Raw genomic sequence first — 25,284 nt, 5'->3', positions numbered from 1 at the left:
CGTTTGCGGTTACGCCCCGGCCGTGGAATTGACAAGGCCGCTCAGTCGCCCAAACCGCGCAATGGTGCGTTCGGGAAAGATCATCGCGAAGGCCGACACTGCACCGATGATCAGGATCACCGCGGTAAAGATCATGGCATTGGCATAACCTTGCGCCAGATGCTCCTTGCCCGGAGCCTGTACGATGAAGCCGGTGAGCGCATTGGAAATCAGGCCGGAAACGGCATTGGCCGAATAGATGGCGATGATCAACCGCCCCCGCTGGACGGACGGCGCAATCGATCCGAGAATGATCGGCCCGTAAATCGTGGTCAGGCTTGGTGCGGCAAAGGCGATGGCGATCATGACAAGCTGCAGCGGACCGGACACATAGACCGAACCGACCAGCGCAAGACCCGCAATCAGCAGGGCAAAGCCGGAGGCATTGCCGAGCGCCGAGCGCTTGCTGACCCCGTTTTGCAACATGCGCTGCGCCACCCAGGAGCCGATGAGAAGCAGCGGCGACTGAAAGATATAGACGGCGGAAATGATCGAGCCGGTCTCGACGGGCGTATAGCCCAGCCCCTGCTGCAGGAAGGGCGGCAGCCAGGTGGCCGACATGCCGACGATATAATAGGACATGGTCGACATGATGATGACGCCGATCACCGTCGGATCGAGCCAGAGATTGCGCGCCGGGATCGCCGCCCTGCCATCATCGGCATCTTTCTTGCCCTCGCCCGTGGCATAGGGCCCTTCCCCGCCGACGATCATCCAGACCGCGATCCAGGCAAGACCGAGGAGACCGCAGAACAGAAATCCTGACCGCCAGCCGTAATGCAGGATGACATAGGTGAGGATCGGCCCGCCCGCCAGAAGCCCGACGCTGATGCCCTGCACGACAACGGCGCTCGGCACGCTGCGCTTTTCCGGCTGAAACCAGTTATGGCAGGCATGCAGCGCCGTCGGCAGGCCCGGACCTTCGCCCAGACCGAGCAGGATGCGGCAAATGACCAGCACCGTAACCGAACTGGTGAAATAGATCGGGATCTGCGATACCGACCAGATCAGGGCCAGGATCACCAGAATCCATTTGACCGGAATGCGGCCAACGACGAACAGCCCGACCAGAACGCCGGAAATCGAAAACAGCAGAAAGAAACTGCTGCCGATAAGCCCGAAATCCTGCGGCGAGATATTGAATTCCTTCATCATATGCACAGCCGACAGGCCGAAGACCAGCTTGTCGAAAAAATTCAAAGTCTGAAACAGAAAGAGCATTATCAGAACGATGTAAGGGGCATAGGCCCCGGCAGTCTTCTCGGTCATGATCTCCTCCCGACCTCATGTGACGCACTGAATGGAATGGGTAATGGTGACTGCATCATTTCTGAAACCGGTTGAGGTTTCAGGAATGATGCAGCAGATTGAAAGCGTTACAGCGCCGTGCCCATATTGTGCGCAGGGCGCTCTCAAGACGCGGCCTCAATGGAGCCGCGTCTTCAAATCGGTCAGCAGGCCGTTGAGAGCCGCGATATCGGCGGCGGCACCGAAGACATAGTGATCGGGCCGCACGATGGCGGCCATGGCCTTGTGCCGGTCGAACCAGGCGGCAAGAACGCCATCGGCCTCATGCAGTCCCTCACCTGCGTCCGCCTTCTCCTTCGGTAAAACGGCGGTGACGCTCATCTCCGGCAGGCCGTCCAGCAGGATATCCGAGGCTTTGTGATCCAGCCTGCGGCCATCGAGCAGCAAACGCCAGCCCGTGCCGATCACCTTGTCGAGCAGCACGGTCGCTTCACCGTCGATAATAACGGGTTGCGGGAACAGCAGGCCGCGGGCGGCACTCTCAGGCGGACCGATCAGGCCTGTCTCCAGCGGCGGGACGATATCCTGACGGGTCAGCATCAGCGGCTTGCCACCGCCCTCCGTCAGGATGCGCTGGTCGCGCTCGGCGGCAGCTTCAGGGTCGCGAATGCAGATCGCCTGACCAATCGCCTTGATCTTGCCGGTCAGCGTTTCGACATGGCGCTTGCGCTCCTCCGTGTAGCTGTCGAGCAGTGCCTCGGGTGAAAGGCCCTTCAGCACGCGGTCAAGCTTCCAGACGAGATTGGTCACGTCACGCAGGCCCTGGCACATGCCCTGACCGATGAAAGGCGGCTGCTGATGGGCGGCATCGCCGGCAATCAGCACCCGGCCCTTTTTCCACTCATCCGCCACCAGCGCATGGAAGCGGTAGGAGGCGGCGCGCCACAGCTCGCCATCCTCAGGCGTCAGCCAGGGAGACAGAAGCGTCCAGACATTCTCCGGCTTTTCCATCTCGCGCCGGTCTTCGCCGGGCAAAAGCATGATTTCCCAGCGGCGGTGGTTTCCCGGCCCGATGATGAAGCTGACCGGACGGGCCGGATTGCAGAACTGCGCCGAGGAGGCGGGCAATTTATCCAGCGCATTGTCATGCACCTTGACATCGACCACCAGCCACGGCTCATCGAAAATCAGATCTTCGAGAACGATCCCGGCATTCTGGCGCACCGTGCTGGAGGCGCCGTCGCAGCCGATCAGATATTTCGCCGCAACCATGCGCACATGGCCCTCGGCATTCTTCAGTTCCACCGTCACCTCGTCGCCGTGATCGGTAAAGCCGATCAGTTCGGTGCCCAGTTCGACGGTAACCGTTTTCAGGCTTTCGGCGTGGTGGCGCAGCGCCGCCTCGACCGGCGGCTGGGTGAAGACCATGCTCGGCGTATAGCCGAGCGGATAGGGGGCCGGCACCATGTCGATGCGGCGGATCAACTGGCCTTCCGCGCCGAAATGTTCCGACGCGGTAAAAGGCGCGACATAGGGCAGAACCTCTTCGGCAATGCCCATATTGTCGAAATGGCGCAGAATTTCATGGTCGAGCGCAATGGCGCGCGGCTTGTCGTAAATGTCGGTCAGCCGGTCAATGACCAGAACGGAATGGCCAAGCCTGCCGAACATGGCCGCCGCCACCGCCCCGGAGGGGCCAAAGCCAGCGATCACGAGATCGTAGCGCGCTTCGATATGTCTATCTTTCGTCACAGGAAAACCTCTTATGCAAAAGCGATCAGTTACCGGCAAAGCCGACGGACAGCTGGGCCTTCTTGCAGGCCTCAGTCTTCGGCGGCGCAATGCCCCAGTGGTCGGTGCGGCCGGGTGGCCAGACCCATTCATCCGGCCCCTTGACCCGGTAATCGTCATCCACCTGCAAGACCTCGGCGGTGTATTCGATGACCACGCCGGTCGGATCGACGAAATAGGCAAAGACATTGTCGCCCGGGCCATGACGGCCCACGCCCCAGCCGATCGACGTGCCGTGATCGACGACGCGGCCTGCGCCGCGCATCACCGATTCCAGATCCGGCATCAGAAAGGCGATATGGTTGAGACCATTGACCGGCGCTTCGGCCAGCACCACGGCATGGTGGTCGTCATTGCAGCGCAGGAAGGCCATCATCTTCGAGCGGTCGGTCAGCTTGAAACCGAGAACCGTCTGATAGAAGGACGACAGCGCCTCGATTTCGGCACTGTTGATATTGACATGGGCAAGCCGCAGCACCTGATTGGCAACGATCTTCGCTTCCTTGCGGCGGTCGCCATGGACAAATTCCAGCACAGCGCCCTGCGGTTCGCGCACGACGAAACGCTCGCCGCCCGAGGGCGCATCCGCCGGGCCGATCTCGCGCATCACCGTGCAGCCCGCTTCACGGCATTTCAATAGCAGGCTGTCCAGATCGGCGCGGGCGCGGACCCGGAATGTCGTCTTGCGCAGCTCCGGCTTATTGCCCGCCTTCAGTTCCAGCACGTGGAAATCATCGCCGGTTGCAGCCAGAAACACCTTGTCTCCAACCTCGGCGGCAACCTCCAACCCCCAGACGCGGGTGTAAAAATCCACCGAGCCGGCCAGATCCGGCGTGGAAATTTCAACGCTGCGCAGGGCAATGACGGGAAAGTCAGTCATTGGCATCCTCCTCGATATTCAAAAATTCAAGCGCATTGGCAAAGCTCAGCCGCTCGCGCAGATCAGGTGCGTCAAAGGCTTCGACGATCCGCGCCAAAGGATCGGCCTCGCGGAAATTGAAGGGATAATCCGTGCCGATCAGAATGCGCTCCGGCCCGAAAACCTCCGTCACACGCCGCAGGGTCTCGGTGTCGAACACCAGCGTATCGGCATAAAGCCGCCGCGCCTGCACCGAGGGCGGCTCGACCAGCGCCTCTTTCAGCGCCGGGAAGGTGGCATAGCCCTGCTCCAGCCGCGGCAGAAGCGAGGCAAACGTGCCGCCGCCATGGCTGAAGGCAATGCGCAGCTTCGGAAATTTTGTCAGAAGATTGCCGGTAATAACGGAAGCCGCCGCCAGCCCGACATCGGTCGGATAGGCCAGCACCTGCTGCAGGGGCGCAGGCCCCACCAGCCGATCCATGCCCGCAGGGCGCACGGCATGGACGAAGACCGCCGCGCCCAGCCGCTCGGCCTCGGCAAACAGCGGGTGAAATTTCGGATCGCCGATTGGCACGCCATTGATATTGCTGCCGATCTCGATCCCGGCAAAGCCAAGCTCGCTCATAATGCGGTTCAGCTCTTTCAAGGAGAGATCGATATCCTGCAAAGGCAGACCGGCAAGACCGACGAAACGGCCCTTGCCTTCTTCCACCATGGCGGCAATCACATCATTAACGTGACGCACAAGGCCATCGGCGGCCTCGGCCTCGATCCAGTAACCGAAAAGCTCCGGCATGGGCGATAATGCCTGAATCTGGATACCGGCAGCATCCATCGCAGCAATCCGCCGTTCCGCTGCCCAGCAGGCGTCGTTGATGGTGCGATAGGGTTTTGTGTCGATGACCACCGTGGCATGGCAATCGGTCACCGGCGTCATTGACGGCCAGCCCTTGATGTCACGCCCGCCAGGGGGCTCCGGAAAATGGGACGGCACCACATGGCAATGCACATCGATGCCGCAGCAGGCACAAGCCCGCCTGAACAGACCGGTCTTCCTCCCTGTCATGCTCTTGCTCCTCTTGCTGTGGGCCTAGTGGTAATCTGCAAAATTCCAGAGGTAAAGTGAAAATTTATAAATTTTATTTGTTTGGGAACATGTGTATATAAAATCTGGAGGAAAGCTTCGGATATGACCATGGAACTCGACCTTGCCGGCAAGGGCATCGACAAAAGCCTTGACGCCCCGCTCACCCGCGCCACCAGCCTTTATGAACGGCTGAAGGCCGATATTCTGTCGGCCCGGCTGGAGCCGGGACGAAAGCTGCAACTGCGCTTTCTGACGGAACATTATGATGCCGGTCAGACCCCGCTGCGCGAGGCGCTGAACCGGCTGGCCAGCGAAGAACTGGTGATCGGCAAGGAACAGCGCGGATTTTATGTCAAGCCGATCTCGCTGGAGGAGCTGAGCGAACTTAACAAGACGCGCTGCTGGGTCGAGGGGCTGGCGCTGGCCGAATCCATTGCCAATGCCACGGCAGAATGGGAAGAGGCGCTGCTGATTGCCCATCACCGGCTGGATCGCACGCCGCGCTCGCTGTCCGCCGAAAGATTCGAGGACAATCCGCTATGGGAAGTGCATCACCGCCATTTCCATGAAACGCTGATCGGCAATTGCGCCTCAAAGCCGCTGATCGGCTTTTGCAGGCAATTGGCCGAGCGTCTCTATCGCTACCGGGCGCTGTCGATCCGCAAGGCCTTTCGCGTGCGCAAGGTGGGCGATGAACATGCGCTGATCTTCAAGGCCGCTCTCGAACATAAGAGCCAGGAGGCTGTCGAGCTGCTGCAAGCCCATTACCGGCGCACGGCCGAGATCATTCAGGCGGACCTGGCCGAGCAGCAACCGGCCTGATCGACGGGACGGACGGGGCATCACAGGCGCTGCGGCGCGCCAGAAACAGGACCAGCGGGACGAAAAGGCCCATGGTCAGCAGACCGATGGCGGCAAACAGAAAGCCCCGGTCGATCACGGCTGTATCACGCATCATCAGCGCGAAGAGAAGCGGCGCGCCCGCTGTCATGGCGCGAAAGGTCAGTGTCACCCGCCCACCCCACAGGGCCGATTGGGCTTTGCTGTCCAGTCGCTCGAACATGGCCTGACGGATGCGGATACGGGCGGTGTTGAAACCGAAGCCGATGGCAAAGGCATAGCCAAGCGTCAGCGCAACCGGCCCTGCCCGCGTCACCATTGCATCGCCGACAACCACGGCACAGCAGGCGGCATAGCTATAACGCTGGCCTGCCCGTGCGGGGATCAGCGTTGCCAACAGCGCGCCTGAACCGGCAGCGGCGCTGACAATGCCATAAAGGGCGGCAGCCTCTGCCGACCGGTGCTGAAAGATCAGCGGCACAAAGACATTGAAACCGCTCAGCTGCACTGCCAGCACCCCCATGGCCAGCAACAGCCCCCAGAGCACCGCATCCTTGCGGCCCGCGGCACCCTTTTCGTCCTGCCGGGATGCGGCGGCCTGCCCCCGGAAGGGCCTGTCACCGATGACATTCGGCGCTGCAAGCGGCAGAAGCAGGCTGCAGGCAAAGCTTGCGCCTATTCCGACAAACACCATGGCCGTGCCGAAATGGTCAATCATCAGCCCTGCCAGCGCATTGCCGACAAAGACCCCGCTTTGCAGCGCTGTCTGCGACAGCCGCGCCGATGTCTGCGCATCGACAAGACCGGCAACCGTCCATTGCCCCATCAGCGTCTCGAGACATTGCTGGCTGATGAAGGTGATAAAGGTCAGGCAGCAGGCCACCGCCACCAGCAAGCCCAAATGGGCTGCGGAAAAAGCCTGAGCGGCAAAGAGCACCACGGCCACCCCCGCCATGCGCGGTAGAATGATCATCCTCAGCGGCTGATCGGCAATGGCCGCCCGCAGGGGACGAAACACAAGCTGCGCCAGAAACGGCACGATGTTCATGACAAACAGCACAAGGCCGATAAACATCGGCGAATGGCCAAGACTGGCGCTGGTCCACAGCAGCGTCACGGTGATCATGCCCTCGCCCACCATGGTCAGGGCCAACAGGGCGACGAATATCATCAGGGAAAACGGTCTGGCGCTCATCGGGCCATCTCCAGCAGACGATTATCGCGCTCAAGGCCGCGAAGCCTGCCGATATCCGCATCGATCTGCCCTTGATCGTCATGGGCAAGCTCGACGAGGCCGGGACATGTGGCAAGATCCATCGTACGGGCAAGGCGCTCTCCCGGCTTTGCCAGCCATGTCAGGCTGACGAAGGACGGCAGGGCGCGGATCATCTGCTCGCCCGGCATCGACACCAGCGCGCCCTCCGCATCGTTGATCAGAAAGGCAATCGCTGCCGCTCTGCGTTGCGTGACAGGAACGGCGTCCGCCTGACCGCCCTCTGCGGCAGCCAGGATCGCATCGATAAAGGAGGGGCTGACATGCCGGTCGATGACCGCCGTGCCGATGCCGCCATGGGCGCGGGCGGCAATCTCCACCAGCCGCGGCCCTTCCGGCGTCAGCATGATCTCGGCATGCACCGGCCCGACCCGCACCTCGACCGCCTGGGCGACGGCTGTGGCATAAGCGAGGATGCGCGGATCGATCTGCCGATCGTCGGGGGCGAAAAAATCGATCCGGTCATAGATCATCGCCCCGTCACGGGTGATCTTGCGATAGCGCCCGACGGCAAAGACGCGCAAGGCGCCATCCGTGACAACGCCATCGACGGTATATTCATCGCCGCGCATCCATTCCTGCAGGAGAAGGCTTTCGGTGGTGCGGCCATATTTATCGGGGCCGCCGAGAATGAGGCTGGCATGACGACGCAATTGCGCCTCCGTCATGCATCGGCGGACGAGATCGCTGCCGGAACTTGCCTCCGGTTTGACCACGACAGGAAATCCGCTGGAGCGCGCCCAGGCGACACAGGTTTCAAGCGAGGTGACGCGCGCCTGACGGCAAATGGCAATCCCGACCTTATCGACTGCCTCGGCCATGGCAACCTTGTTGCGCCGTAAATGGCTGCTGAGCGGATCATTGCCGGGAAGACCAAAACGGGTGCTCAGCAATTCCGCCAGCAGCACCCCGCTTTCGGCGCCGGGCAGGATGGCGGCGAAACGATAGTGTTCCAGCTCTGCCTCGAAGGTGGTCGATGTCAGGTCCAGCACATCGAGATAAGCAAGCCCGGCATGGCGTCCCGGTGCCGTCGTGATCGCCACACAGCCGATGCCGCGTGCGAGCAGGCGTTCTGCAAGATAGGCACCGCCAGAGACGGGATCGACGATGCCGATCACGTGGCTGTTTTTGCGCTGATCCGGGTTGGGACGGCTGGCGGGGGAATGAAAGGTCATGGAGAAGCCTTGCAATAGTGCATANGCTGTTTTTGCGCTGATCCGGGTTGGGACGGCTGGCGGGGGAATGAAAGGTCATGGAGAAGCCTTGCAATAGTGCATAATTCCTTAAATCGGGTGAGATTTAAGGTGAAAATGATGCAGCAGATTAAAAGTGTTACAGCGCCGTGCGCCATATATGGCGCACGGCGCTGTCGTGTCGTCTCTCTCGTCTTTCGGGAAAGCGGTTGCCACCTGTCCCGCAGACGCTTTATGGAGAAGAACACTATCTGAAAGAGAGCATTGGCGATGCCCGCATTTCCGGCCAATCCGGCGGCAAAAACCGCCTTGCCGCAAACCCTTGTCTTTCTGGCCTATGATGGCGTGACGCTGCTCGATCTGGCCGGGCCGATGCAGGTTTTCGCCGACGCCAATGCGCTCCACCGCAAACAGGGCAGGCCCGAACCCTACCGGCTGCTGCTGACGGCAGAAACGGCCGGAACCGTGATGAGCGATGCAGGCGTGCCGCTTGAAGCGGTCAGCTGGCAGGCGCTTGCGCCCGGCACGGCGCATCTGGTGATCGTGCCCGGCGGCCCCGGTGTCTGGGATGCGGCGACACAGGCCTCGATCGCTGCCTTTCTCAAAGCCCAGCCGGAGGAGACAGCGATCGCCTCGGTCTGCATCGGCGCCTTTCTGCTGGGCCATGCCGGTCTTCTGGCGGGGAGAAAGACGGTGACCCACTGGGCCTATTGCAGGCAGCTACAGGCCGATTTTCCCGAGGCCTCCGTTCACCCGGATGCGATTTTCATCCGCGATGGCCGCATCTGGTCATCGGCGGGGGTAACGGCGGGGATCGATCTGGCCCTTGCCCTTGTCGAAGGCGCATTCGGGCCTTCGCTGGCGGCCGATCTCGCCCGCGGCCTTGTCGTCTATCTCAAACGCAGTGGCGGTCAGTCGCAATACAGCAAGATCCTCGCCAGCCAGAGCGCCATGCCCGATGGCAGGCTTGCCGATCTTCATGCCTTTATCATCGACAATCTGCATCGGCCGCTGCCCGTTGCGGTGCTGGCTGAACGGCTTTTCATGTCGCCGCGCAATTTTACCCGCTATTATGCCGGCCAGACCGGCACCACACCGCGCAAGGCGGTGGAGGCGCTGCGCATGGAAACAGCCCAGCGCCTGCTGATCGACCAGCCGGAACTGAGCATCAAGCGGATTGCCGATCTTTGCGGCTTTCAGGAGGAAGAGCGGATGCGCCGAAGCTTCATCCGCCATTTCGGTGTTACGCCCTCGCTCTATCGCCGCAATTTTGGCGCGGATGCGACGCGAAGATGAGGCCCCTCAGAGACCCATTTCCTGATAATGCTGCAGATACCAGTCAACAGTGGCCTTGACCCCCTTGTCCACGCCGGTTTCCGGCTTGGAGCCGGTCAGCGCCACAAGCAGGTCGGGAGCAGCAAAGGTGCGCGGCACGTCGCCCTGTTGCATCGGCAGCATCTTGCGCTTGGCGGGCTTGCCCATGGCCTGCTCCAGCGTCTCGATGAAATCCATCAGCGCCACCGGCTGCCCGCCGCCGACATTGACCACCCGGAAGGGCGCATTATGCGACAGTGTGTCGATACCCTGCGGGGTCCGCACCCGGTTTTCCTCCGAGGGCGCAATGGCTGAAAGCGCAATGACGCTGTCGATCAGATCGTCGATATAGGTGAAATCCCGGCTCATCTTGCCTTCGCCATAGATCTCGATCGGCTCATCCGCCAGCATGGCCTTCATGAATTTGAACAGCGCCATGTCCGGGCGGCCCCAGGGGCCGTAGACGGTGAAAAAGCGGAAGGCGGTGGTCGGCACCTTGTAGAGATGGGCATAGCTGTGCGCCATCATCTCCATGCCCTTCTTGCTGGCGGCATAAAGGGTCATCGGCTCGTCGGCGCGGTCCATCTCCCGGAAGGGCACGGACGGATTAGCCCCGTAGATCGAGGAGGTCGAGGCCAGCATCAGATGGCCGACACCGATGGTGCGGGCAATGTCGATGATATTCCACGAGCCGATCAGGTTGGAATCGACATAGGCTTTCGGATTTTCCAGACTGTAGCGCACCCCCGCCTGGGCGGCGAGATGGATGATGACATCCGGCTGTGCCGCCGCAATCGCCTTTTCCAGCGCCGCGCGCTCTTCCAGCATGGCGGTGACGCCGGTAAAGCCTTGAAACTGGGCAAGCCCCGCCTGACGGGCCTCCTTGAGCTTCAGATTGTAATAGGCGGTCATGCCGTCATAACCGGCGACGGTGTGGCCAGCTTCGAGCAGGCGGCGGGCAAGATGAAAACCGATAAAGCCGGAGGTTCCGGTGATGAAATAACGCATGATCTCTTCTCGTTACGACTGCACGGCAGCGGCGGAAACATTCCGTCGTCCCGTGATGGGAAAGAGCGCCAGCGCTGCCAGTTGCAGCAAGGCACGCCAAAGCAAAAGGAACGCCGGGAAAGCGAAAGCCTGCCTCCGGCGCGGTATAAGATAAAAGATGGCGGTCATCAGCAAGGGGCGACACTCATGCCGATGGCCAAGACCGACTTGAAGAGGCCTTGTAACGCACCTTGGGCATCGGTTTCCAGCCTCTGGCTGGCAATTCCGTTCAAGGCCGGTGCGGCAAATGGCGCCTACAGCGCCGTGCGCCACATATGGCGCACGATGCTCTAGCCATCACGCCTGCTCGGCCTCGCCCAGATGGCTGAGCAGGAGCCGCGCCAGCGGATTGGGAAAGCGGCGGCGGATGGTGACGGCATAGAAAGTTTCCTCCACCCCCGGCAGATTGTCCAGCTCGATCAAAAGGCCCTGTTCCAGTTCACCCTTGACCACAATCGGCGGCAGCACCGCCAGCCCCACGCCTTCACGTGCCAGAAGACGCATCATCGCCATATCCTCCACCTCGGCGGCAATCTGCGGCACGATATCCAGCCGCTCGGCCAGCGATTCGAATTTCTGCCGCACGCTGCTTTCGCCAACGGGCAGGATCAGCGGATAGCGTGACAGCCGCTCGGCCAGCCCCGTTTCGCTTTCCGCCGGTCCGGGTCGCCCGACAAGGCTCACCGCCTGGGCCGAGATGAGATGCGAGACGAAGGGCGTTCCGGCTTCGGCCAGTGGCGTCTGGGTCATCAGAACAATATCGAGATTGAGGCTTTGCAGACCATCGAGAAGCTCGCTCATGCTGCCGGAACTGAGGATGATTTCCACATCCTGACGCCCGATGACCGGGCGCAGAAATTCAAGCTGGAAATTGCGTGACAGCGTTGCCAGCGCGCCGATGCGGATGGCGCGCCGTGCCGTGCCTGTGTGGCGCAGGGTTTCCAGCAGTTCCTCGCCGGTGGCGAAAATCCGGTCGGCATGGTCAAGCGCAATGCGCCCCGCCTCCGTCAACAGCAATTGCCGCCCGCGCCGCTCAAACAGCGCATGGCCGAGCCGCTCCTCCAGCTGCTTGATTTGAATCGATAAAGCCGATTGCGACAGATTGAGCCTCTCGGCCGTGCGCGTCAGATTGCCGTCATGGGCAACGGCACGAAAATAGCGCAGGTGGTGATAATTCATCTCGCTCATTCATTCTATTTTATAGAACGTTTTCTCAAAAACAATGAATTTTATTTGGGTTTTCATCCTTGCTAAGCATCAGCGCAGCAAGGCGATGACGGATACCTCATCAGCCTTCGCTTAAAGCCCGGACACTCAAGTTTCAGAGAGATGCCATGTTAGATCTTGCGCCCGTGACCGTCCCTGCCCTTTTCGTGCTTGGCGCGCTCGCCTCCCGCTTTGTTCGTGGCGAAGTCGTGTCCCGCCTTGCTCTTCTCGCCTTTGCTGGCGCCCTTGGCGCCTTGCTGCTGCTGATTGCGCCGGGTCCCGGTCTCTCCTCCCGCCTTGGCTTTCACTATGACGGTGTCGGCGCCGCAATGCTGACGCTGGTCTCCTTCATCGGCTGGATCGTGTTGCGCTACAGTGTCACGGCGCTTGCCGGGGAAAAGCGGCAGGCGGCCTTTCTCGGCTGGATGAGCGCCACGCTGGCCGCCGTCTGCTCCCTGACGCTGGCCGGTTCACTCATCACCTTCATTGCAAGCTTCATCGCCTCCAGCCTCTGCCTGCATCAATTGCTGGTGTTTTACCCTGAGCGGGCCGCAGCAGAGCGCGCGGCGCGCAAGAAATTCATCGTCTCGCGGCTTGCCGATCTGGCACTGATTGCGGCCGGTTTTCTGCTCTGGCGCGCCTATGGCACGTTTGACATTCAAACCATGGCCGAGGCCGCACGCCAGGGCGTGACCCCGGAAGGGGTGAAAGCCGCCGCCCTGCTTCTTTCGCTCACCGCCATGCTCAAATCGGCGCAGTTTCCCCTGCATGGCTGGCTGACCGAGGTGATGGAAACGCCAACCCCGGTCTCTGCCCTCCTGCATGCAGGTGTGGTCAATGCCGGTGGGTTTCTGCTGATCCGCTTTGCCGATATCGTCACGCTGTCGCCGCTGGCCATGACCCTGCTGATGGCCGTGGGCGGTCTGACCTGCCTCATCGCCGGTCTCGCCATGCTGACGCACAGTGCGGTGAAAACCGCGCTCGCATGGTCAACGGTGGCGCAGATGGGCTTCATGATCCTGCAATGCGGTCTGGGACTGTTCCCCATCGCCCTGCTGCATATTCTCGCCCACTCGCTCTACAAGGCCCATGCCTTCCTGACGAGCGGCAGCGCGGTGGAGAAGGTCAAGGCTGCCCGCGCCATGGGGCAGCCAAAGCCGGTGCCACTTGCCCATCTTGGCCTGACGATGCTTGCCGCGCTGACGCTTCTGGTTCTTGCCGCCATGGCATTTGGCGCGCTTGAACGGCCGCTGCAGGAACTGGCGCTCGCCTCGGTGCTGCTCTTTGGTCTGGCCGGTCTGATGGCTGCGGCAGGCCGCCGCCCGATGCTGGCGGTTTTCATCGCAGTGCCGGTGGCGCTGGCCTATTTCCTCTTTCAGGATCTCGCCTACCGGCTGATGGCAGGTTCGCTTCCCGCACCGGTTCTTCTCACCGGGGTCCAAAGCGTGCTTCTGGCGCTGATCGTCGCCGGTTTTGCCCTGACGGCGCTGGCGCAAATGACGCTTGACCGCTGGTTTTATCATCCCCTCGCCATCAGGGCGCGGGTGCATCTGATGAACGGACTTTATGCCAATATCCTCACTGATCGGCTGATCGGCCATCTGTCGCTGCAAAAATAAGGATTGTTCCCATGAACCATATGCCGCAATTTCACTGTAGCGATGCCGACAGCGTCTGGCAGACCGCCGATCGGGCGGCCCGCGCCCTGCCACCTGCCTTTGCGCTCTCCGCAACCGTGGCCGTCAACCCCTTTGTCGGTCAGGCGGACCAGACACTGGCCGAAACCGCCACCCTGATGGCAAGGCTGAAAGGGATCAGTCTTTATCCGCCGCGTGACTGGTATGCGAGCCAGATCGCCTGCGGCGACATCACCCATGCAGACCTTGCCGCAGGCATCAGCGATGCCGGAGCCGGACACGCCCTGACCCCGCAGGCGCTTGTCTTCGCCACACAGCAAGCCAGGGATGAAACCATTGCGCTCGCCGATATGACAGACCTTGCCGCCGGGGCAAGCGGCATCGACTGGCCGAGGCTGATCAAGGAGCGGATCGGCGCCTTTCTCGGCGTCTGGTTCGATCAGGGCCAGGCGCTCTGGCCGCAGGCAAAAGCAGGCGGCGTCTATGCGGCCTGGAAAGCCTTTGCCAGCGCCGACCGCACGCTGGAGATCGCAGGGCTGAAGCAGTTTCGCGCCCATGTTTCCCACCTGCCCGCCACAGCCCGGGAGGCGATTTTTGTCGCAGCAAACCAGCTTGGTCTCACCACGCGGAGCAAAGAACGGACCACAGAGACGGAGCGGTATTTCCACAGCCTGCTGCTCGATCTTGGCGGTTACGGCCAATATGCGCGCCAGCTGCAATTTGCCGCCGAACGGGATGGCGCAGGCGATGACACGGTGATCGAACTGCTGGCGATCCGGCTTTGCTTTGAAACCGCGCTTCATGCGCAGTATCACGATGCCATTGCCATGGGCTTTCGCGCCAGCCTAGCCGCCTGCCGGCAGCCGCTTACACCCGACCGGGAAGGGCTTATCGATGCCGCCCTGCAGGCGGCGGCAGAGCGCGCCCATGCCCGGCAGCTGCTGGCCCGGCTTGCGCCGCAACCTGAAGAGCAGCCGGCGGCAACGCGGCCCACGGTACAAGCCGTCTTCTGCATCGATGTGCGCTCGGAAGTCTTCCGGCGGGCGCTGGAAACCACCGATGCTGGCCTCGTGACCTCAGGCTTTGCCGGATTTTTCGGCATGGGCATTGCCCATCAGCCGGGCGGCTCCAGCCTGCGGGAACACCGGATGCCGGTGCTGTTGCCTGCCGGGCAATTTGCCTGTACGCCTGCCGATGCCGATGACGCGCAGAAGAAAACCCTCTCCGGCGCATTTGGCCGGTTCCGACAGGCAGCCGTGTCGTCCTTTGCCTTTGTCGAAGCGCTGGGTCCGGTCTATGCCGCCGGTCTGGCGGCGGCAAGCCTCAGGCTTTCCGGCAAGAAGAACGGCAAAAACCACGGCAAAGCCCCGCATCTCCTCGGCACCGCCCCGTTGGCGGACAAGTGCGCCCAGGCCGAACGGGTGCTGCGTGGCCTGTCGATGACGGAAAACTTCGCCCGGCTGGTGGTGTTTGTCGGCCATGGCGCCACCACCACCAACAATCCCTTCGCCAGCGCCTTGCAATGCGGTGCCTGCGGCGGCCATGCCGGTGATGTCAATGCCCGGCTGCTGGCGGCCCTCCTGAATGAGGATGCGGTGCGTGCAGCCCTTGTGGAAAAGGGCATCGTCATCCCTGCGGATACGCTGTTCCTGGCCGGTCTGCACGATACGGTGACGGATGAGGTCACGCTTTATGCCGAGGATGTGGATGCCGCATCGCATGGCGGTGACATCGCCCGGCTGGCCGACAATCTGGCGCTCGCCGGAAAACTGGCCCGGGCCGAGCGGCAGAGCCATGCGCCCGTTCCCTCGCAGATGTCGCCCAGCACCCGGAGCCGCGACTTTGCCGAGTTGCGGCCGGAATGGGGCCTTGCCGGCTGCACCGCCTTTATCGCCGCAGAACGGAGCCTGACCCGCAATGCCAGCCTCGACGGCAAGGTGTTTCTCCACGATTACTGCTGGGAAAAGGACAAGGGCTTTGCCGTCCTGGAGCAGATCATGACCGCGCCGGTCGTCGTCGCGAGCTGGATCAACCTGCAATATTATGGCTCCTCCGTTGCCCCCGCCCTTTATGGCGCGGGCAACAAGCTCCTGCACAATGTCGTCGGCGGTATCGGCGTGCTGGAAGGCAATGGCGGCATGATGCGGGCGGGCCTGCCCTTTCAATCGGTGCATGACGGGAAAAAACTGCGGCACGATCCGCTCCGGCTGCTGGTGGTGCTGGCTGCCCCCGTCGAGGCCGTCGGCGACATCCTGACGCGCCATGCCGGTCTTTGCCAGCTTTTCGATCAGGGCTGGATGCGGCTTGCCGTTCTCGATCCCGTCCGCAAGGCCACCCTCTGCTATGCCGGAAACGGGCGGTGGAGCGAGGCCGAAGAGAGCCTGCCGGAGGCGGCAGGTTTCTGAGAAACCAGTCCGGAGAGAGGGGTTCCCGCGCGCTTTGATGCGGGAACCTTCAGAGTCCTTCGCTGTTCGGAGCCATTGTCAGCACCTGATCAAACAAGGGAGAAATGACATGGCGTATGACTATGATTACCAGCCGGACTGGGACCGCAACTCCATGCGACGTGACCGCCGGGACCGCTATGCAGGCGGTGGCCGCAGCGACTGGCGCGGTCGCGACGAGTGGACCACGGACGACCTCGGCTATGATGAACCACGCTACGGCACGGCTCCCGGCTATGGCTATCCGGGTTCGGGTTCCGGCTCCAGCTATTCCGGTTATGGCGGACGCGGTGCCGGCTCTTCCAACCAGCGCTACAGAGGCCGTTCTTCCGATTACGATCTGGACCGGCAGCGCCATCAGGATCGCGGCATGTGGGACAGGGCCACGGATGAAATGGCCTCCTGGTTCGGCGATGAGGACGCCGAAAGACGCCGTCGGCAGGACGAGCATCGCGGCAAGGGGCCGAAAGGCTATCGCCGCTCGGATGACCGCATCAACGAGGATGTGCATGACCGGCTGACCGATCACCCTTATCTCGATGCCAGCGACATTTCCGTCTCGGTCAAGGATGGCGAGGTGACACTGTCCGGCATCGTGCCCAACCGCGCCGACAAGCGGGTGGCGGAGGACACTGCCGATTCCGTCTCCGGCGTGAACAATGTCCAGAACAATATCCGGGTGCGCACCCAGGATATGGGGTCGGATCAGGCGAAAACCTGATAAGTGCTTGCGGGCAGAACGGCGTTCGCGCTGTTCTGTCTGCCGACCTTACGCCGTTTTACCCCTCCAGCCAGCGGCGGCCGGAGGCGACAAGATGCTGATGCATCGCGGCCTGCGCGCCCAGCGGATTGCGGCTTTCCAGACAGGCCAGTATCCGCTCATGTTCATGATAGGCCGCCCGCCAGCTTTCCGGCGTTTCAAACCGGCCGCGCATATGATCCGACATCGGGCTGTGACGCTCATCGAACAGCGTGGCGACAATGTCCTGCAAGACGAGATTGCCCGCCTGCCCCGCCAGCGTCAGGTGAAACTGGCGGTCCTGCTCGATGGGTTTTCGCCCGTTGACAATCTCCTGATCCATCGCATCGAGAATGGCGCGCAAAGCGCGCAGGCTCTCCGGCCCGATTACGGCGGCGACCTGCACGATGACGGCGCTTTCAATCACCGCGCGCGCCTGCATCAGCTCCATCGGGCTTTCACCGAGCGAGCGGCTCATCTGTGCCGTCTTTCCGGTTGACAGGGCATAAATGCCCGACCCCATGCGAATTTCAATCGTCCCTTCAATTTCCAGCGCAATCAGCGCCTCGCGCAGCGAGGGCCGCGACACGCCCAGCGTCTGCGCCAGTTCCCGCTCGGCCGGAAGCCGTGTGCCGGGGGGATAAGGCACGGTCTGGATCAGGTTGCGCAGCTGATCGGCGATCTGCTGATAAAGGCGTTTCGGTTCACTCATATCTGGTCAGGCCAATCACATGAAAATCAATCTATTCCTTGGTTTAACTTCGTTTATCTCCGAAATACAAGTCAAAATTAAAAAATTGGCTTGACCAATATCCAAAATCCATCCTAGGAATGCATTCGAAAACGCTTGAGGAGGCGGGTTCGTCCGAAGGAGGAGGCTCATGGGAGTGAGACAGCTTGCCACTGACCGGCATGCCCCTGATGGCGTGTTGTTGACGCTTCAGGGCGTTTCCAAGGAATTTCCAGGTGTCAAGGCGCTCTCGGGCGTCAGCTTCGACCTCTACGCCGGTGAAGTTCATGCCGTGTGCGGGGAAAACGGGGCGGGCAAATCAACGCTGATGAAAATCATCAGCGGCGTTTACAAGCGTGATGCCGGAGAGATCGTCTATAAGGGCGAAACGGTGCAGTTCACCTCGCCGCTGCAATCGGAGGCGGCGGGCATTGCCATCATTCATCAGGAGCTCAATCTCGTCCCCCATCTGAGCGTTGCGGAAAACATCTTTCTCGCCCGAGAGCCGAAAAAGGGCTTTCTGGTTGACCGCAAAAGGCTCTACCGGGATGCCAAGGCCTGCCTCGACAGGCTCGGCGTCGGGATCGATCCGAATGCCCAGGTGCGCAGCCTCTCGATTGCCCAGTGCCAGATGGTGGAAATCGCCAAGGCGTTGTCGCTTGACGCCTCCGTGCTGATCATGGATGAGCCGACCTCCTCGCTGACCGAGCAGGAAGCCCGGCTGCTGTTCCGGGTGATCCGTGATCTCAAGGCTGCGGGCGCGGGCATTGTCTATATCTCGCACCGGCTGGATGAGCTGGCGGAAATCGTCGACCGGGTGACGGTGCTGCGCGACGGCCATTATATTTCCACCGATGATTTTGCCGCCGTGACCCTGGATGATATCGTTGCCCGCATGGTGGGCCGGGCGCTGGAGGAAAAATTTCCCGCGCCGACCCGCAAGCCGGGCTCGGATGTGGTCCTCTCCGTCTCCGGGCTGACACGGCGCGGCGTGTTTACCGATATCGGTTTCGAGCTGCGCCGCGGGGAAATTCTGGGCTTTTCCGGCCTGATGGGCGCAGGCCGCACGGAAGTGGCGCGCGCCATTTTCGGCGCCGACCGCTTCGATGCCGGCACGATCCTGCTGGAGGGCGATCAGCTTTCGATCACCGATCCGCGCGCGGCGATCAAGGCGGGCATTGCCTATCTGTCGGAAGACCGCAAAGGTCTGGGACTGGCGGTGAAAATGCCGGTCGACGCCAATCTGACGATGGCGAATATGGCGGCGGTCGCCAATCGCTTCGGCATTATCGACCGGGAGGCGCATCGCGCCGCCAGCCAGTCCTATGTCGATCTGCTGTCGATCCGCACACCCGGTCTTTCCCAGCCGGTGCGACTGCTCTCCGGCGGCAACCAGCAGAAGATCATCATCGGCAAATGGCTGTTTCGCCAGCCAAAGGTGATGTTTTTCGACGAGCCGACCCGCGGCATCGATGTCGGGGCGAAATTCGCCATCTACCAGATCATGGATGAACTGGCCGCACGCGGCATCGGCATCGTGCTGATCAGCTCCGAACTGCCGGAAATTCTCGGCATCACCGACCGCGTTGCCGTGTTTCATGGCGGGCGCATCACCGCCACGCTTGAAACCGCCGCGACCACGCAGGAGGAGATCATGCTCTATGCCTCCGGGCGCGGGGGCGGCACGCGCCGCGCCTGAGCCACTCCTATCCTGATCCTATGTTGACGCCGCTGCGCAAAGCCCTTCCCGCCTTGTGCATCCGGCCTGAAAATCCAAGGACATTCGTTATGGCCGACATGACTTCTGAAAAGCCGCAGGGCGAGCATCGTCGCCGCGAGCATAATTCGACCGGAGCGCAGCGAGGATCGATAAAATTATGCTGAACAATAAAAATTCAGAGCGCCGATTTGAGCCTGTCACATCGAAAAGCGCGCTCGGACTGAGCGACCGGCAGAAGGATATCATCCAGAAATTTGCCGCCTTCGGCAGTCTGGTGGTGCTGGCGGCAGCCTTTGCGGCAACCTCGGATGCGTTTTTCACGCTTGGCAATGGCATGACCATCGGGCTTCAGGTCACCTCCATCGCCCTTCTCGGCATTGGCGCGACCTATGTGATCATCACCGGCGGCATCGATCTGTCAGTCGGCTCGGTGGTGGCGCTGTCCGGCGTGGTGGCGGCGCTGGCGGTCAAGGATCTGAACGCGCCGGTCTGGCTAGGCATGGTGTTCGGCATTCTGACCGGGGCGCTGTGCGGGGCGATCAACGGGCTTCTGGTGACGCGCATGACCCTGCCGCCCTTCATCGCCACGCTGGGCATGATGCTGATTGCCCGCGGCGTGGCCCTGCAGATCACCGATGCGCGTGCCGTCTCCGGCCTTGGCGATGCCTTCGGCGTGCTGGGCAATGGCTCGCTGTTTCGTCTGGAGAGCCTTGACGATCAGGGCTTTCCCGTCGTCAGCTTTCCCGGCATCCCCTATCCCGTCGTGCTGATGGTGGTGATTGCCCTTGTCGCCGCTTTCGTGCTGAGGCGCACGGTGCTTGGCCGCCATATCTATGCGGTCGGTTCGAATGGCGATGCCGCACGGCTCTCCGGCGTCAATGTCAACCGCATCAGCGCTTTCACCTATATCATTTCCGGCACGCTGGCCGGGCTGACCGGCTGCGTGCTGATGTCACGCCTCGTCACCGGCCAGCCGAATGAAGGCGTCGGCTATGAACTCGACGCGATTGCCTCTGCCGTTATCGGCGGCACTTCGCTGATCGGCGGGGTGGGCACGATTTCCGGCACCGTCATCGGCGCCTTCGTCATCGGCATTCTGCGCAACGGCCTGAACATGAACGGCGTTTCCGCCTTCACCCAGCAGATCGTCATCGGCCTGGTGATCCTCGGCACGGTCTGGATCGACCAGATGCGCAACCGCCGCTGAGAAGGGCCTGAGACCGCAATCTCATCTGATACGGGAAGGGGAGGAGCCTTCCCCCGGACAGAACCCCGGCAGGGTTCGCACAAGAGGAGGAAAACATGCATAAATTTGCTCTCGGTTTTGCCGCATCGCTGATTGCGCTGGCCGCCGCATCCACCGCATCGGCGGGCGAGATTGCCGTCATCGTCAAGACGGTCAACTCCACCTACTGGCAGAATGTGCAGAAGGGCGCCAAGGCGGCCATTGCCGGTCACAAGGGCTATACCATGACCTTTCAGGGCCCGGCATCCGAATCCGCCATCGCCGACGAGGTGAACATGGTGGAAAACGCCGTCAACCGCAAAGTGGACGGCATCGTGCTTGCCCCCTCCGATCCCGATGCGCTGGTGCCTGCGGTGAAAAAGGCGTGGGAGGCGCATATTCCCGTGGTGATCATCGATTCCATGCTGTCGAAAAGCGGCGAGAAATATTACCAGTCCTTCCTTTCCACCGACAACCGCAAGGCGGGCGAACTGGCCGCCAAGGCGCTGATCGACAAGGTGGGCAAGGAAGGCAAGATCGCCGTCATGTCCTATGTGGCCGGTGCCGGTTCTGAAATCGGCCGTGTCGGCGGCTTTACCGATTACATCAAGGCCCATTCCAAGCTGAAGATCGTCGGTCCCTATTATTCGCAGTCGCAAATGGCCACGGCGCTGAACCAGACCACCGATGTTCTGGCCGCCAACAGCGATCTCAAGGGCATTTTCGGCGCCAATGAGCCGACCGCCATCGGCATGGCCCGCGCCATCAAGGAAAAGGGTCTGGCCGGAAAAATCACCGCTGTCGGCTTTGACGGCAATCAGGATCTGCAGAACTTCGTCAAGGACGGCACGCTGGCGGCCATCGTCGTTCAGGGCTCCTACCAGATGGGCGAAAAGGGCATCGAGACGCTGGTGAAGGTGCTCGACAAGCAGAAGGTGCCGAAGGACATCGACACCGGCGTGGTCGTCGTCACCAAGGCCAATATCGATACGCCGCAGGCGAAGAACGTTCTCTATTGATCCTTCCTTGGATGCGCGGCCCCCGCGCATCCTCACCTTTCACAAACGGGTTCGATCATGCAGGTCAAAGACAGGCGCAGGCTGAAACATCGCGATCTTTCGCTCACCGTCATGGGCCTTGGTTGCGCCCAGATGGGCAATCTCTATCGCTGGACGGGCTATGATGAGGCACTCAGCGCCTTCGACACGGCTTTTGAGGCTGGTATCCGCTATTTCGACACCGCGCCCTATTATGGCCATACCCGCTCGGAGCGCCGTCTCGCCACCATGCTGGGCGAGCATCAGCGTGAAGACTATGTGCTCTCCACCAAGGTCGGTCGCCTGATGGTGCCGGATGCCGATCTGGGACCGGAGGAGAACGGTTTCGTCGGGCCCCTGCCCTTCCGCCCGGTCTATGACTACAGCCATGACGGCATCTGGCGCTCGTTTGAAGACAGCCGCCAGCGGCTTGGGGTTTATGATTGCGATATTCTCTTCATCCATGACATTGGCCGTGTGACCCATGGCGACCGGCACGAACATTACTGGAGCCAGCTCACCACCGGCGGCGGGTTCAAGGCGCTTAGTCAATTGCGCGATCAGGGTCTGGTCAAGGCGGTCGGGCTTGGCGTCAATGAATGGCAGGCTGTGTCCGAGGCCATGGATGTATTCGATATCGATATCGCCATGCTCGCCGGTCGCTATACGCTGCTGGAGCAGGACAGTCTGACCCTGATGGACAGGGCGGCAAAGGCCGGTGTCGGCATGGTCATCGCCGGAGCCTTCAATTCCGGCCTTCTGGCAGGCAATCGCAAGTTCAATTATGCCGAGGCCCCGCCAGAACTGCTGGCGCAGGTGGAAAAGATTGCCGCAACCTGCGCCGAACAGGGTGTTTCCATGCAGGCGGCGGCGCTGCAATTTCCGCTGCTGCATCCGGCCAGTGTCTCTGTCGTCTCCGGCGCGCGCAATGGCGCGCAGATGCGCGCCAATATCGGCTGGTTCGAGGAGAAGATACCTGCCTCCTTCTGGAAGACCCTGCAAGACAAGGGCGTCATTGCCGGGAATGCTCCCATCGGGAGCGGACCATGATCATCGATGCGCATCAGCATTTCTGGCTGCTGAAAGACAGGGCGGGTGCCTGGCCGCCGCCCGAGCTTACCGCCATTTACCGCGATTTTTGCCCGGCCGACCTGACACCGCAGCTGGAACGGCATGGCATTGATGGCACGATCCTGGTGCAGTCCCTGCCCTCTTCAGCCGAGACTGAGGCGCTGTTGCATCTGGCCAGCCAGCACGCTTTCATTCTCGGCGTGGTCGGCTGGGCTGACATGAAAGCCCCCGATGCCGAAGCCACCATTGCCGATCTGGCCAAGGCCCCCAAGCTCAAGGGCCTGCGCCCGATGCTGCAGGACATCGCCGAGGATGGCTGGATCGACGATCCGGCCCTTGCCCCGGCGGTTGAGGCGATGATCGAGGCCGGTCTGGTGTTCGATGCGCTGGTCATGCCGCGTCACCTGCCCTTTCTTGAAAATTTTGCCAGACGCCACCCCGCGCTCACCATTGTCATCGATCACGGGGCAAAGCCGGACATTGCCGAAGGGCACTATCGCGACTGGTTCAGGGCCATGGGGCGGCTTGCCGATCTTGAAAACGTCTCCTGCAAGCTATCGGGCCTTTTGACCGAGCGTGGCAACCAGTTGCCGCAGGCAATCCGTCCCTATGCCGAAACCCTGCTGATGCTGTTCGGCGCGCAAAGAGTGCTCTTTGGCAGCGACTGGCCGGTGGTGGAGCTGGCCGGCACCTATGCCGACTGGTTTGCCCAGGCCCGTGCCATCGTGCCGGAGGCGGATTGGCCCCGGATTTTCGGCGAGAATGCCCGTCAGATTTATGGAGTGTGAGGAAAACGCTATGCAGAGAATGGGAATGGTGATCGGTCTTAACCCTGACAAGGTGGAAGAGTACAAGACCCTGCATCGTGCTGTCTGGCCGGAGATCCTCGCCCTGATTTCCAGTTGTCACATTCGCAACTACTCGATCTTTCTCAAGGAGCCGGAAAATCTTCTTTTCGGCTATTGGGAGTATCACGGCTCGGATTTCGACGCAGACATGGCCCGCATGGCCGCCGACAAACGCAATCAGGAATGGTGGTCTTTCTGCATTCCCTGCCAGAAACCCTTCGACACGCGCAGGCAAGGCGAATGGTGGGCGATGATGCAAACTGTATTTCATCTCGATTGAAACCCGTTTTTTTAAGGAGTTTACAGGATGAGCAACACTCTTCACGGCAAGGTGGTGGTGATCACCGCAGCAGGTCAGGGCATTGGCCGGGCCTCGGCACTGGCCTTTGCCGAGGCAGGTGCGACCGTCTTTGCCACCGATATCAATGAAGAGGCGCTGAAAAGCCTTGAAGGACAGAAGGGCATTTCCACGGCAAGGCTGGATGTGCTGGATGACAATGCCGTTTCCGCGTTTTTCCAGACGATCGGTCCGGTCGATGTCTTGTTCAACTGCGCCGGTGTCGTGCATGGCGGCACGGTTCTCGATGTTCAGGCCCGCGATCTCGATTTTGCCTTCGACCTCAATGTCCGCGCCATGATCCGCACCATTCAGGCGGTGCTGCCGGGCATGCTGGAACGCGGCGACGGATCGATCATCAACATGTCCTCCGTCGCCTCCTCGGTGAAAGGCGTGCCAAACCGCTGCGTCTACAGCCTGACCAAGGCCGCCGTGATCGGCCTGACCAAATCGGTCGCCGCCGATTATGTGAGCCAGGGCATTCGCTGTAACGCCATCTGCCCCGGCACCGTGCAAAGCCCGTCGCTGGAAGAGCGGATGCGGGCCCAGGGCAATTATGAAGAGGCGCGCGCCGCCTTCATCGCCCGCCAGCCCATGGGCCGTCTCGGCACGGCGGAGGAAATCGCCGCTCTTGCCGTGCATCTCTCCGGTGCCACCTATACCACAGGTCAGGCCTACGCCATCGATGGCGGCTGGTCGATCTGACCCTGTTTGTTTGAAAGGATTTGACGATGAAATTTCTTCGCTATGGCGCAGCGGGACAGGAAAAGCCCGGAATTCTCGCCGCTGACGGCACGATCCGCGATCTGTCCGCCCATGTCGGCGATCTGATGGGCGCCAATCTCGATCCTGAAACGCTGGCAAGGCTCGGCGCCATCGATGCGACCTCGCTGCCGGTGATCGAAGCTGCCACCCGTCTTGGCCCTCCGGTGGCGGGCACGGGCAAATTCATCTGCATCGGGCTCAATTTTTCCGATCACGCCGCCGAATCCGGCATGGCCGTGCCGCCGGAGCCGGTGATCTTCATGAAGGCAAGCTCGGCGATCTGCGGGCCGAATGACGATGTGCTCATTCCCCGCGGTTCGGAAAAGACCGATTGGGAGGTCGAGCTTGGCGTGGTGATCGGCAAGACGGCGAAATATGTCTCCGAGGCCGAGGCGCTTGATCATGTGGCGGGCTATCTCGTCTCCCATGACGTCTCCGAACGCGCCTTCCAGACGGAACGTTCCGGCCAGTGGACCAAGGGCAAATCCTGCGACACCTTCGGCCCGCTCGGTCCGTGGCTGGTGACGAAGGATGAAATCCCCGATCCGCAAAATCTGAAAATGTGGCTGAAGGTCAATGGCGAGACCATGCAGAACGGCTCCTCCGCCACCATGGTCTATGGCGTCGCCTTCCTGGTTTCCTATCTGTCGCAGTTCATGAGCCTGCATCCGGGCGACGTCATCTCCACCGGCACACCGCCCGGCGTCGGCCTTGGCATGAAGCCGCCGCGTTATCTGAAACCCGGCGATGTGGTGGAACTGGGCATTGAAGGGCTTGGCAGCCAGACCCAGACCTTCAAAGCCGATCGCTGATCCCGTTACCGTTGCAAGAAGA

The 25,284-nt window shown here is 61.4% G+C and carries 23 protein-coding genes; 14 read left to right on the top strand and 9 right to left on the bottom strand.

Annotated elements, in window-relative coordinates:
- Positions 1–9: 9 nt before the first annotated feature.
- The 4 genes from NAC44_RS10415 to NAC44_RS10400 all read right to left on the bottom strand — a co-directional run bounded on the left by NAC44_RS10415 (position 10) and on the right by NAC44_RS10400 (position 5,003).
- Positions 10–1,308 carry an MFS transporter gene (locus NAC44_RS10415; protein ID WP_250940462.1) on the bottom strand — a complete coding sequence of 433 codons (1,299 nt, stop codon included), beginning with the start codon at positions 1,306–1,308 and terminating at the stop codon, positions 10–12.
- Positions 1,309–1,464: 156 nt separating this feature from the next.
- A complete protein-coding gene (locus NAC44_RS10410) occupies positions 1,465–3,039 on the bottom strand; it encodes a bifunctional 3-(3-hydroxy-phenyl)propionate/3-hydroxycinnamic acid hydroxylase (RefSeq protein WP_250940460.1) in 1,575 nt (524 codons plus the stop codon).
- Between the two features lie 25 nt (positions 3,040–3,064).
- Positions 3,065–3,958, bottom strand: coding sequence for a VOC family protein (locus NAC44_RS10405; RefSeq protein ID WP_250940458.1), 894 nt, complete (start codon positions 3,956–3,958; stop codon positions 3,065–3,067).
- Positions 3,951–5,003 carry an amidohydrolase family protein gene (locus NAC44_RS10400; RefSeq protein ID WP_250940456.1) on the bottom strand — a complete coding sequence of 351 codons (1,053 nt, stop codon included), beginning with the start codon at positions 5,001–5,003 and terminating at the stop codon, positions 3,951–3,953. Before NAC44_RS10400 ends, NAC44_RS10405 begins: the two co-directional genes overlap by 8 nt.
- A 129-nt stretch (positions 5,004–5,132) precedes the next feature.
- On the opposite strand from NAC44_RS10400, the gene NAC44_RS10395 reads away from it, so the two are divergent.
- A complete protein-coding gene (locus NAC44_RS10395) occupies positions 5,133–5,846 on the top strand; it encodes a GntR family transcriptional regulator (protein WP_250940565.1) in 714 nt (237 codons plus the stop codon).
- Here the strand turns inward: NAC44_RS10395 and NAC44_RS10390 are convergent.
- Both NAC44_RS10390 and NAC44_RS10385 read right to left on the bottom strand, forming a co-directional pair.
- The gene (locus NAC44_RS10390; RefSeq protein WP_250940454.1) at positions 5,809–7,059 is read right to left on the bottom strand and encodes an MFS transporter; all 1,251 of its coding nucleotides are present in this window, start codon (positions 7,057–7,059) and stop codon (positions 5,809–5,811) included. The two genes, NAC44_RS10395 and NAC44_RS10390, sit on opposite strands and share 38 nt — an antisense overlap.
- On the bottom strand, positions 7,056–8,312 hold the full coding sequence (locus NAC44_RS10385) for an ATP-grasp domain-containing protein (protein ID WP_250940452.1): 1,257 nt from the start codon (positions 8,310–8,312) through the stop codon (positions 7,056–7,058). The genes NAC44_RS10390 and NAC44_RS10385 overlap by 4 nt, the downstream gene beginning before the upstream one ends.
- 288 nt (positions 8,313–8,600) lie before the next feature.
- Between NAC44_RS10385 and NAC44_RS10380 the strand changes: the two genes are divergently transcribed.
- A complete protein-coding gene (locus NAC44_RS10380; RefSeq protein ID WP_250940450.1) occupies positions 8,601–9,626 on the top strand; it encodes a GlxA family transcriptional regulator in 1,026 nt (341 codons plus the stop codon).
- A gap of 6 nt (positions 9,627–9,632) precedes the next feature.
- On the opposite strand, the gene NAC44_RS10375 is transcribed toward NAC44_RS10380, so the two are convergent.
- Positions 9,633–10,652 carry an NAD-dependent epimerase/dehydratase family protein gene (locus NAC44_RS10375; protein ID WP_250940448.1) on the bottom strand — a complete coding sequence of 340 codons (1,020 nt, stop codon included), beginning with the start codon at positions 10,650–10,652 and terminating at the stop codon, positions 9,633–9,635.
- Here NAC44_RS10375 and NAC44_RS10370 point away from each other — a divergent pair.
- Positions 10,608–10,985 carry a hypothetical protein gene (locus tag NAC44_RS10370; protein WP_250940446.1) on the top strand — a complete coding sequence of 126 codons (378 nt, stop codon included), beginning with the start codon at positions 10,608–10,610 and terminating at the stop codon, positions 10,983–10,985. The genes NAC44_RS10375 and NAC44_RS10370 overlap by 45 nt on opposite strands.
- A 3-nt stretch (positions 10,986–10,988) precedes the next feature.
- On the opposite strand, the gene NAC44_RS10365 is transcribed toward NAC44_RS10370, so the two are convergent.
- Positions 10,989–11,879 carry a LysR family transcriptional regulator gene (locus NAC44_RS10365; RefSeq protein ID WP_250940444.1) on the bottom strand — a complete coding sequence of 297 codons (891 nt, stop codon included), beginning with the start codon at positions 11,877–11,879 and terminating at the stop codon, positions 10,989–10,991.
- Positions 11,880–12,025: 146 nt separating this feature from the next.
- Between NAC44_RS10365 and NAC44_RS10360 the strand changes: the two genes are divergently transcribed.
- From NAC44_RS10360 to NAC44_RS10350, 3 genes are all read left to right on the top strand, one after another.
- The gene (locus NAC44_RS10360) at positions 12,026–13,516 is read left to right on the top strand and encodes a proton-conducting transporter transmembrane domain-containing protein (RefSeq protein WP_250940442.1); all 1,491 of its coding nucleotides are present in this window, start codon (positions 12,026–12,028) and stop codon (positions 13,514–13,516) included.
- Positions 13,517–13,527: 11 nt separating this feature from the next.
- Positions 13,528–15,939, top strand: coding sequence for a YbcC family protein (locus NAC44_RS10355; protein WP_250940440.1), 2,412 nt, complete (start codon positions 13,528–13,530; stop codon positions 15,937–15,939).
- Between the two features lie 109 nt (positions 15,940–16,048).
- Positions 16,049–16,699 (top strand): BON domain-containing protein, encoded by a 651-nt coding sequence (locus NAC44_RS10350; RefSeq protein WP_250940438.1) that lies wholly within the window; start codon positions 16,049–16,051, stop codon positions 16,697–16,699.
- Between the two features lie 58 nt (positions 16,700–16,757).
- On the opposite strand, the gene NAC44_RS10345 is transcribed toward NAC44_RS10350, so the two are convergent.
- On the bottom strand, positions 16,758–17,429 hold the full coding sequence (locus NAC44_RS10345; RefSeq protein WP_250940437.1) for a FadR/GntR family transcriptional regulator: 672 nt from the start codon (positions 17,427–17,429) through the stop codon (positions 16,758–16,760).
- Between the two features lie 169 nt (positions 17,430–17,598).
- Between NAC44_RS10345 and NAC44_RS10340 the strand changes: the two genes are divergently transcribed.
- The 8 genes from NAC44_RS10340 to NAC44_RS10305 all read left to right on the top strand — a co-directional run bounded on the left by NAC44_RS10340 (position 17,599) and on the right by NAC44_RS10305 (position 25,262).
- On the top strand, positions 17,599–19,146 hold the full coding sequence (locus tag NAC44_RS10340; protein ID WP_250940435.1) for a sugar ABC transporter ATP-binding protein: 1,548 nt from the start codon (positions 17,599–17,601) through the stop codon (positions 19,144–19,146).
- 178 nt (positions 19,147–19,324) lie between these two features.
- Complete coding sequence (locus tag NAC44_RS10335; protein ID WP_250940433.1) at positions 19,325–20,374, top strand: ABC transporter permease; 1,050 nt, start codon at positions 19,325–19,327, stop codon at positions 20,372–20,374.
- Between the two features lie 95 nt (positions 20,375–20,469).
- On the top strand, positions 20,470–21,411 hold the full coding sequence (locus NAC44_RS10330) for an ABC transporter substrate-binding protein (protein WP_250940431.1): 942 nt from the start codon (positions 20,470–20,472) through the stop codon (positions 21,409–21,411).
- Positions 21,412–21,468: 57 nt separating this feature from the next.
- Entirely contained in the window at positions 21,469–22,479 is a 1,011-nt protein-coding gene (locus tag NAC44_RS10325) for an aldo/keto reductase (protein ID WP_250940429.1), read from the top strand.
- Positions 22,476–23,288, top strand: a complete 813-nt coding sequence (locus NAC44_RS10320; protein ID WP_250940427.1) for an amidohydrolase family protein — start codon at positions 22,476–22,478, stop codon at positions 23,286–23,288. The genes NAC44_RS10325 and NAC44_RS10320 overlap by 4 nt, the downstream gene beginning before the upstream one ends.
- 10 nt (positions 23,289–23,298) lie before the next feature.
- The gene (locus NAC44_RS10315) at positions 23,299–23,628 is read left to right on the top strand and encodes an L-rhamnose mutarotase (RefSeq protein ID WP_250940426.1); all 330 of its coding nucleotides are present in this window, start codon (positions 23,299–23,301) and stop codon (positions 23,626–23,628) included.
- A 27-nt stretch (positions 23,629–23,655) separates the two neighbouring features.
- The gene (locus tag NAC44_RS10310) at positions 23,656–24,390 is read left to right on the top strand and encodes an SDR family oxidoreductase (protein ID WP_250940424.1); all 735 of its coding nucleotides are present in this window, start codon (positions 23,656–23,658) and stop codon (positions 24,388–24,390) included.
- Between the two features lie 26 nt (positions 24,391–24,416).
- Positions 24,417–25,262, top strand: coding sequence for a fumarylacetoacetate hydrolase family protein (locus NAC44_RS10305; RefSeq protein ID WP_250940422.1), 846 nt, complete (start codon positions 24,417–24,419; stop codon positions 25,260–25,262).
- The last annotated feature ends 22 nt before the right edge of the window (positions 25,263–25,284 follow it).

The organism is Allorhizobium sonneratiae, from assembly GCF_023700755.1.
GTDB classification, from domain to species: domain Bacteria; phylum Pseudomonadota; class Alphaproteobacteria; order Rhizobiales; family Rhizobiaceae; genus Allorhizobium; species Allorhizobium sonneratiae.
Note: the sequence above shows the minus strand (reverse complement) of the source record. Positions and strands in the feature narration are given on the sequence as shown.

Excerpts from the sequence above, each read along its gene's own strand:
- NAC44_RS10390 (WP_250940454.1), bottom strand. The coding sequence starts at position 7,059 with ATGAGCGCCAGACCGTTTTCCCTGATGATATTCGTCGCCCTGTTGGCC.
- NAC44_RS10380 (WP_250940450.1), top strand. The coding sequence starts at position 8,601 with ATGCCCGCATTTCCGGCCAATCCGGCGGCAAAAACCGCCTTGCCGCAA.
- NAC44_RS10415 (WP_250940462.1), bottom strand. The coding sequence starts at position 1,308 with ATGACCGAGAAGACTGCCGGGGCCTATGCCCCTTACATCGTTCTGATA.
- NAC44_RS10370 (WP_250940446.1), top strand. The coding sequence starts at position 10,608 with ATGAAAACCGATAAAGCCGGAGGTTCCGGTGATGAAATAACGCATGAT.
- NAC44_RS10320 (WP_250940427.1), top strand. The coding sequence starts at position 22,476 with ATGATCATCGATGCGCATCAGCATTTCTGGCTGCTGAAAGACAGGGCG.
- NAC44_RS10315 (WP_250940426.1), top strand. The coding sequence starts at position 23,299 with ATGCAGAGAATGGGAATGGTGATCGGTCTTAACCCTGACAAGGTGGAA.
- NAC44_RS10335 (WP_250940433.1), top strand. The coding sequence starts at position 19,325 with ATGCTGAACAATAAAAATTCAGAGCGCCGATTTGAGCCTGTCACATCG.
- NAC44_RS10360 (WP_250940442.1), top strand. The coding sequence starts at position 12,026 with ATGTTAGATCTTGCGCCCGTGACCGTCCCTGCCCTTTTCGTGCTTGGC.
- NAC44_RS10350 (WP_250940438.1), top strand. The coding sequence starts at position 16,049 with ATGGCGTATGACTATGATTACCAGCCGGACTGGGACCGCAACTCCATG.
- NAC44_RS10395 (WP_250940565.1), top strand. The coding sequence starts at position 5,133 with ATGGAACTCGACCTTGCCGGCAAGGGCATCGACAAAAGCCTTGACGCC.
- NAC44_RS10330 (WP_250940431.1), top strand. The coding sequence starts at position 20,470 with ATGCATAAATTTGCTCTCGGTTTTGCCGCATCGCTGATTGCGCTGGCC.
- NAC44_RS10365 (WP_250940444.1), bottom strand. The coding sequence starts at position 11,879 with ATGAGCGAGATGAATTATCACCACCTGCGCTATTTTCGTGCCGTTGCC.
- NAC44_RS10375 (WP_250940448.1), bottom strand. The coding sequence starts at position 10,652 with ATGCGTTATTTCATCACCGGAACCTCCGGCTTTATCGGTTTTCATCTT.
- NAC44_RS10405 (WP_250940458.1), bottom strand. The coding sequence starts at position 3,958 with ATGACTGACTTTCCCGTCATTGCCCTGCGCAGCGTTGAAATTTCCACG.
- NAC44_RS10385 (WP_250940452.1), bottom strand. The coding sequence starts at position 8,312 with ATGACCTTTCATTCCCCCGCCAGCCGTCCCAACCCGGATCAGCGCAAA.
- NAC44_RS10305 (WP_250940422.1), top strand. The coding sequence starts at position 24,417 with ATGAAATTTCTTCGCTATGGCGCAGCGGGACAGGAAAAGCCCGGAATT.
- NAC44_RS10400 (WP_250940456.1), bottom strand. The coding sequence starts at position 5,003 with ATGACAGGGAGGAAGACCGGTCTGTTCAGGCGGGCTTGTGCCTGCTGC.
- NAC44_RS10355 (WP_250940440.1), top strand. The coding sequence starts at position 13,528 with ATGAACCATATGCCGCAATTTCACTGTAGCGATGCCGACAGCGTCTGG.
- NAC44_RS10345 (WP_250940437.1), bottom strand. The coding sequence starts at position 17,429 with ATGAGTGAACCGAAACGCCTTTATCAGCAGATCGCCGATCAGCTGCGC.
- NAC44_RS10325 (WP_250940429.1), top strand. The coding sequence starts at position 21,469 with ATGCAGGTCAAAGACAGGCGCAGGCTGAAACATCGCGATCTTTCGCTC.
- NAC44_RS10310 (WP_250940424.1), top strand. The coding sequence starts at position 23,656 with ATGAGCAACACTCTTCACGGCAAGGTGGTGGTGATCACCGCAGCAGGT.
- NAC44_RS10340 (WP_250940435.1), top strand. The coding sequence starts at position 17,599 with ATGGGAGTGAGACAGCTTGCCACTGACCGGCATGCCCCTGATGGCGTG.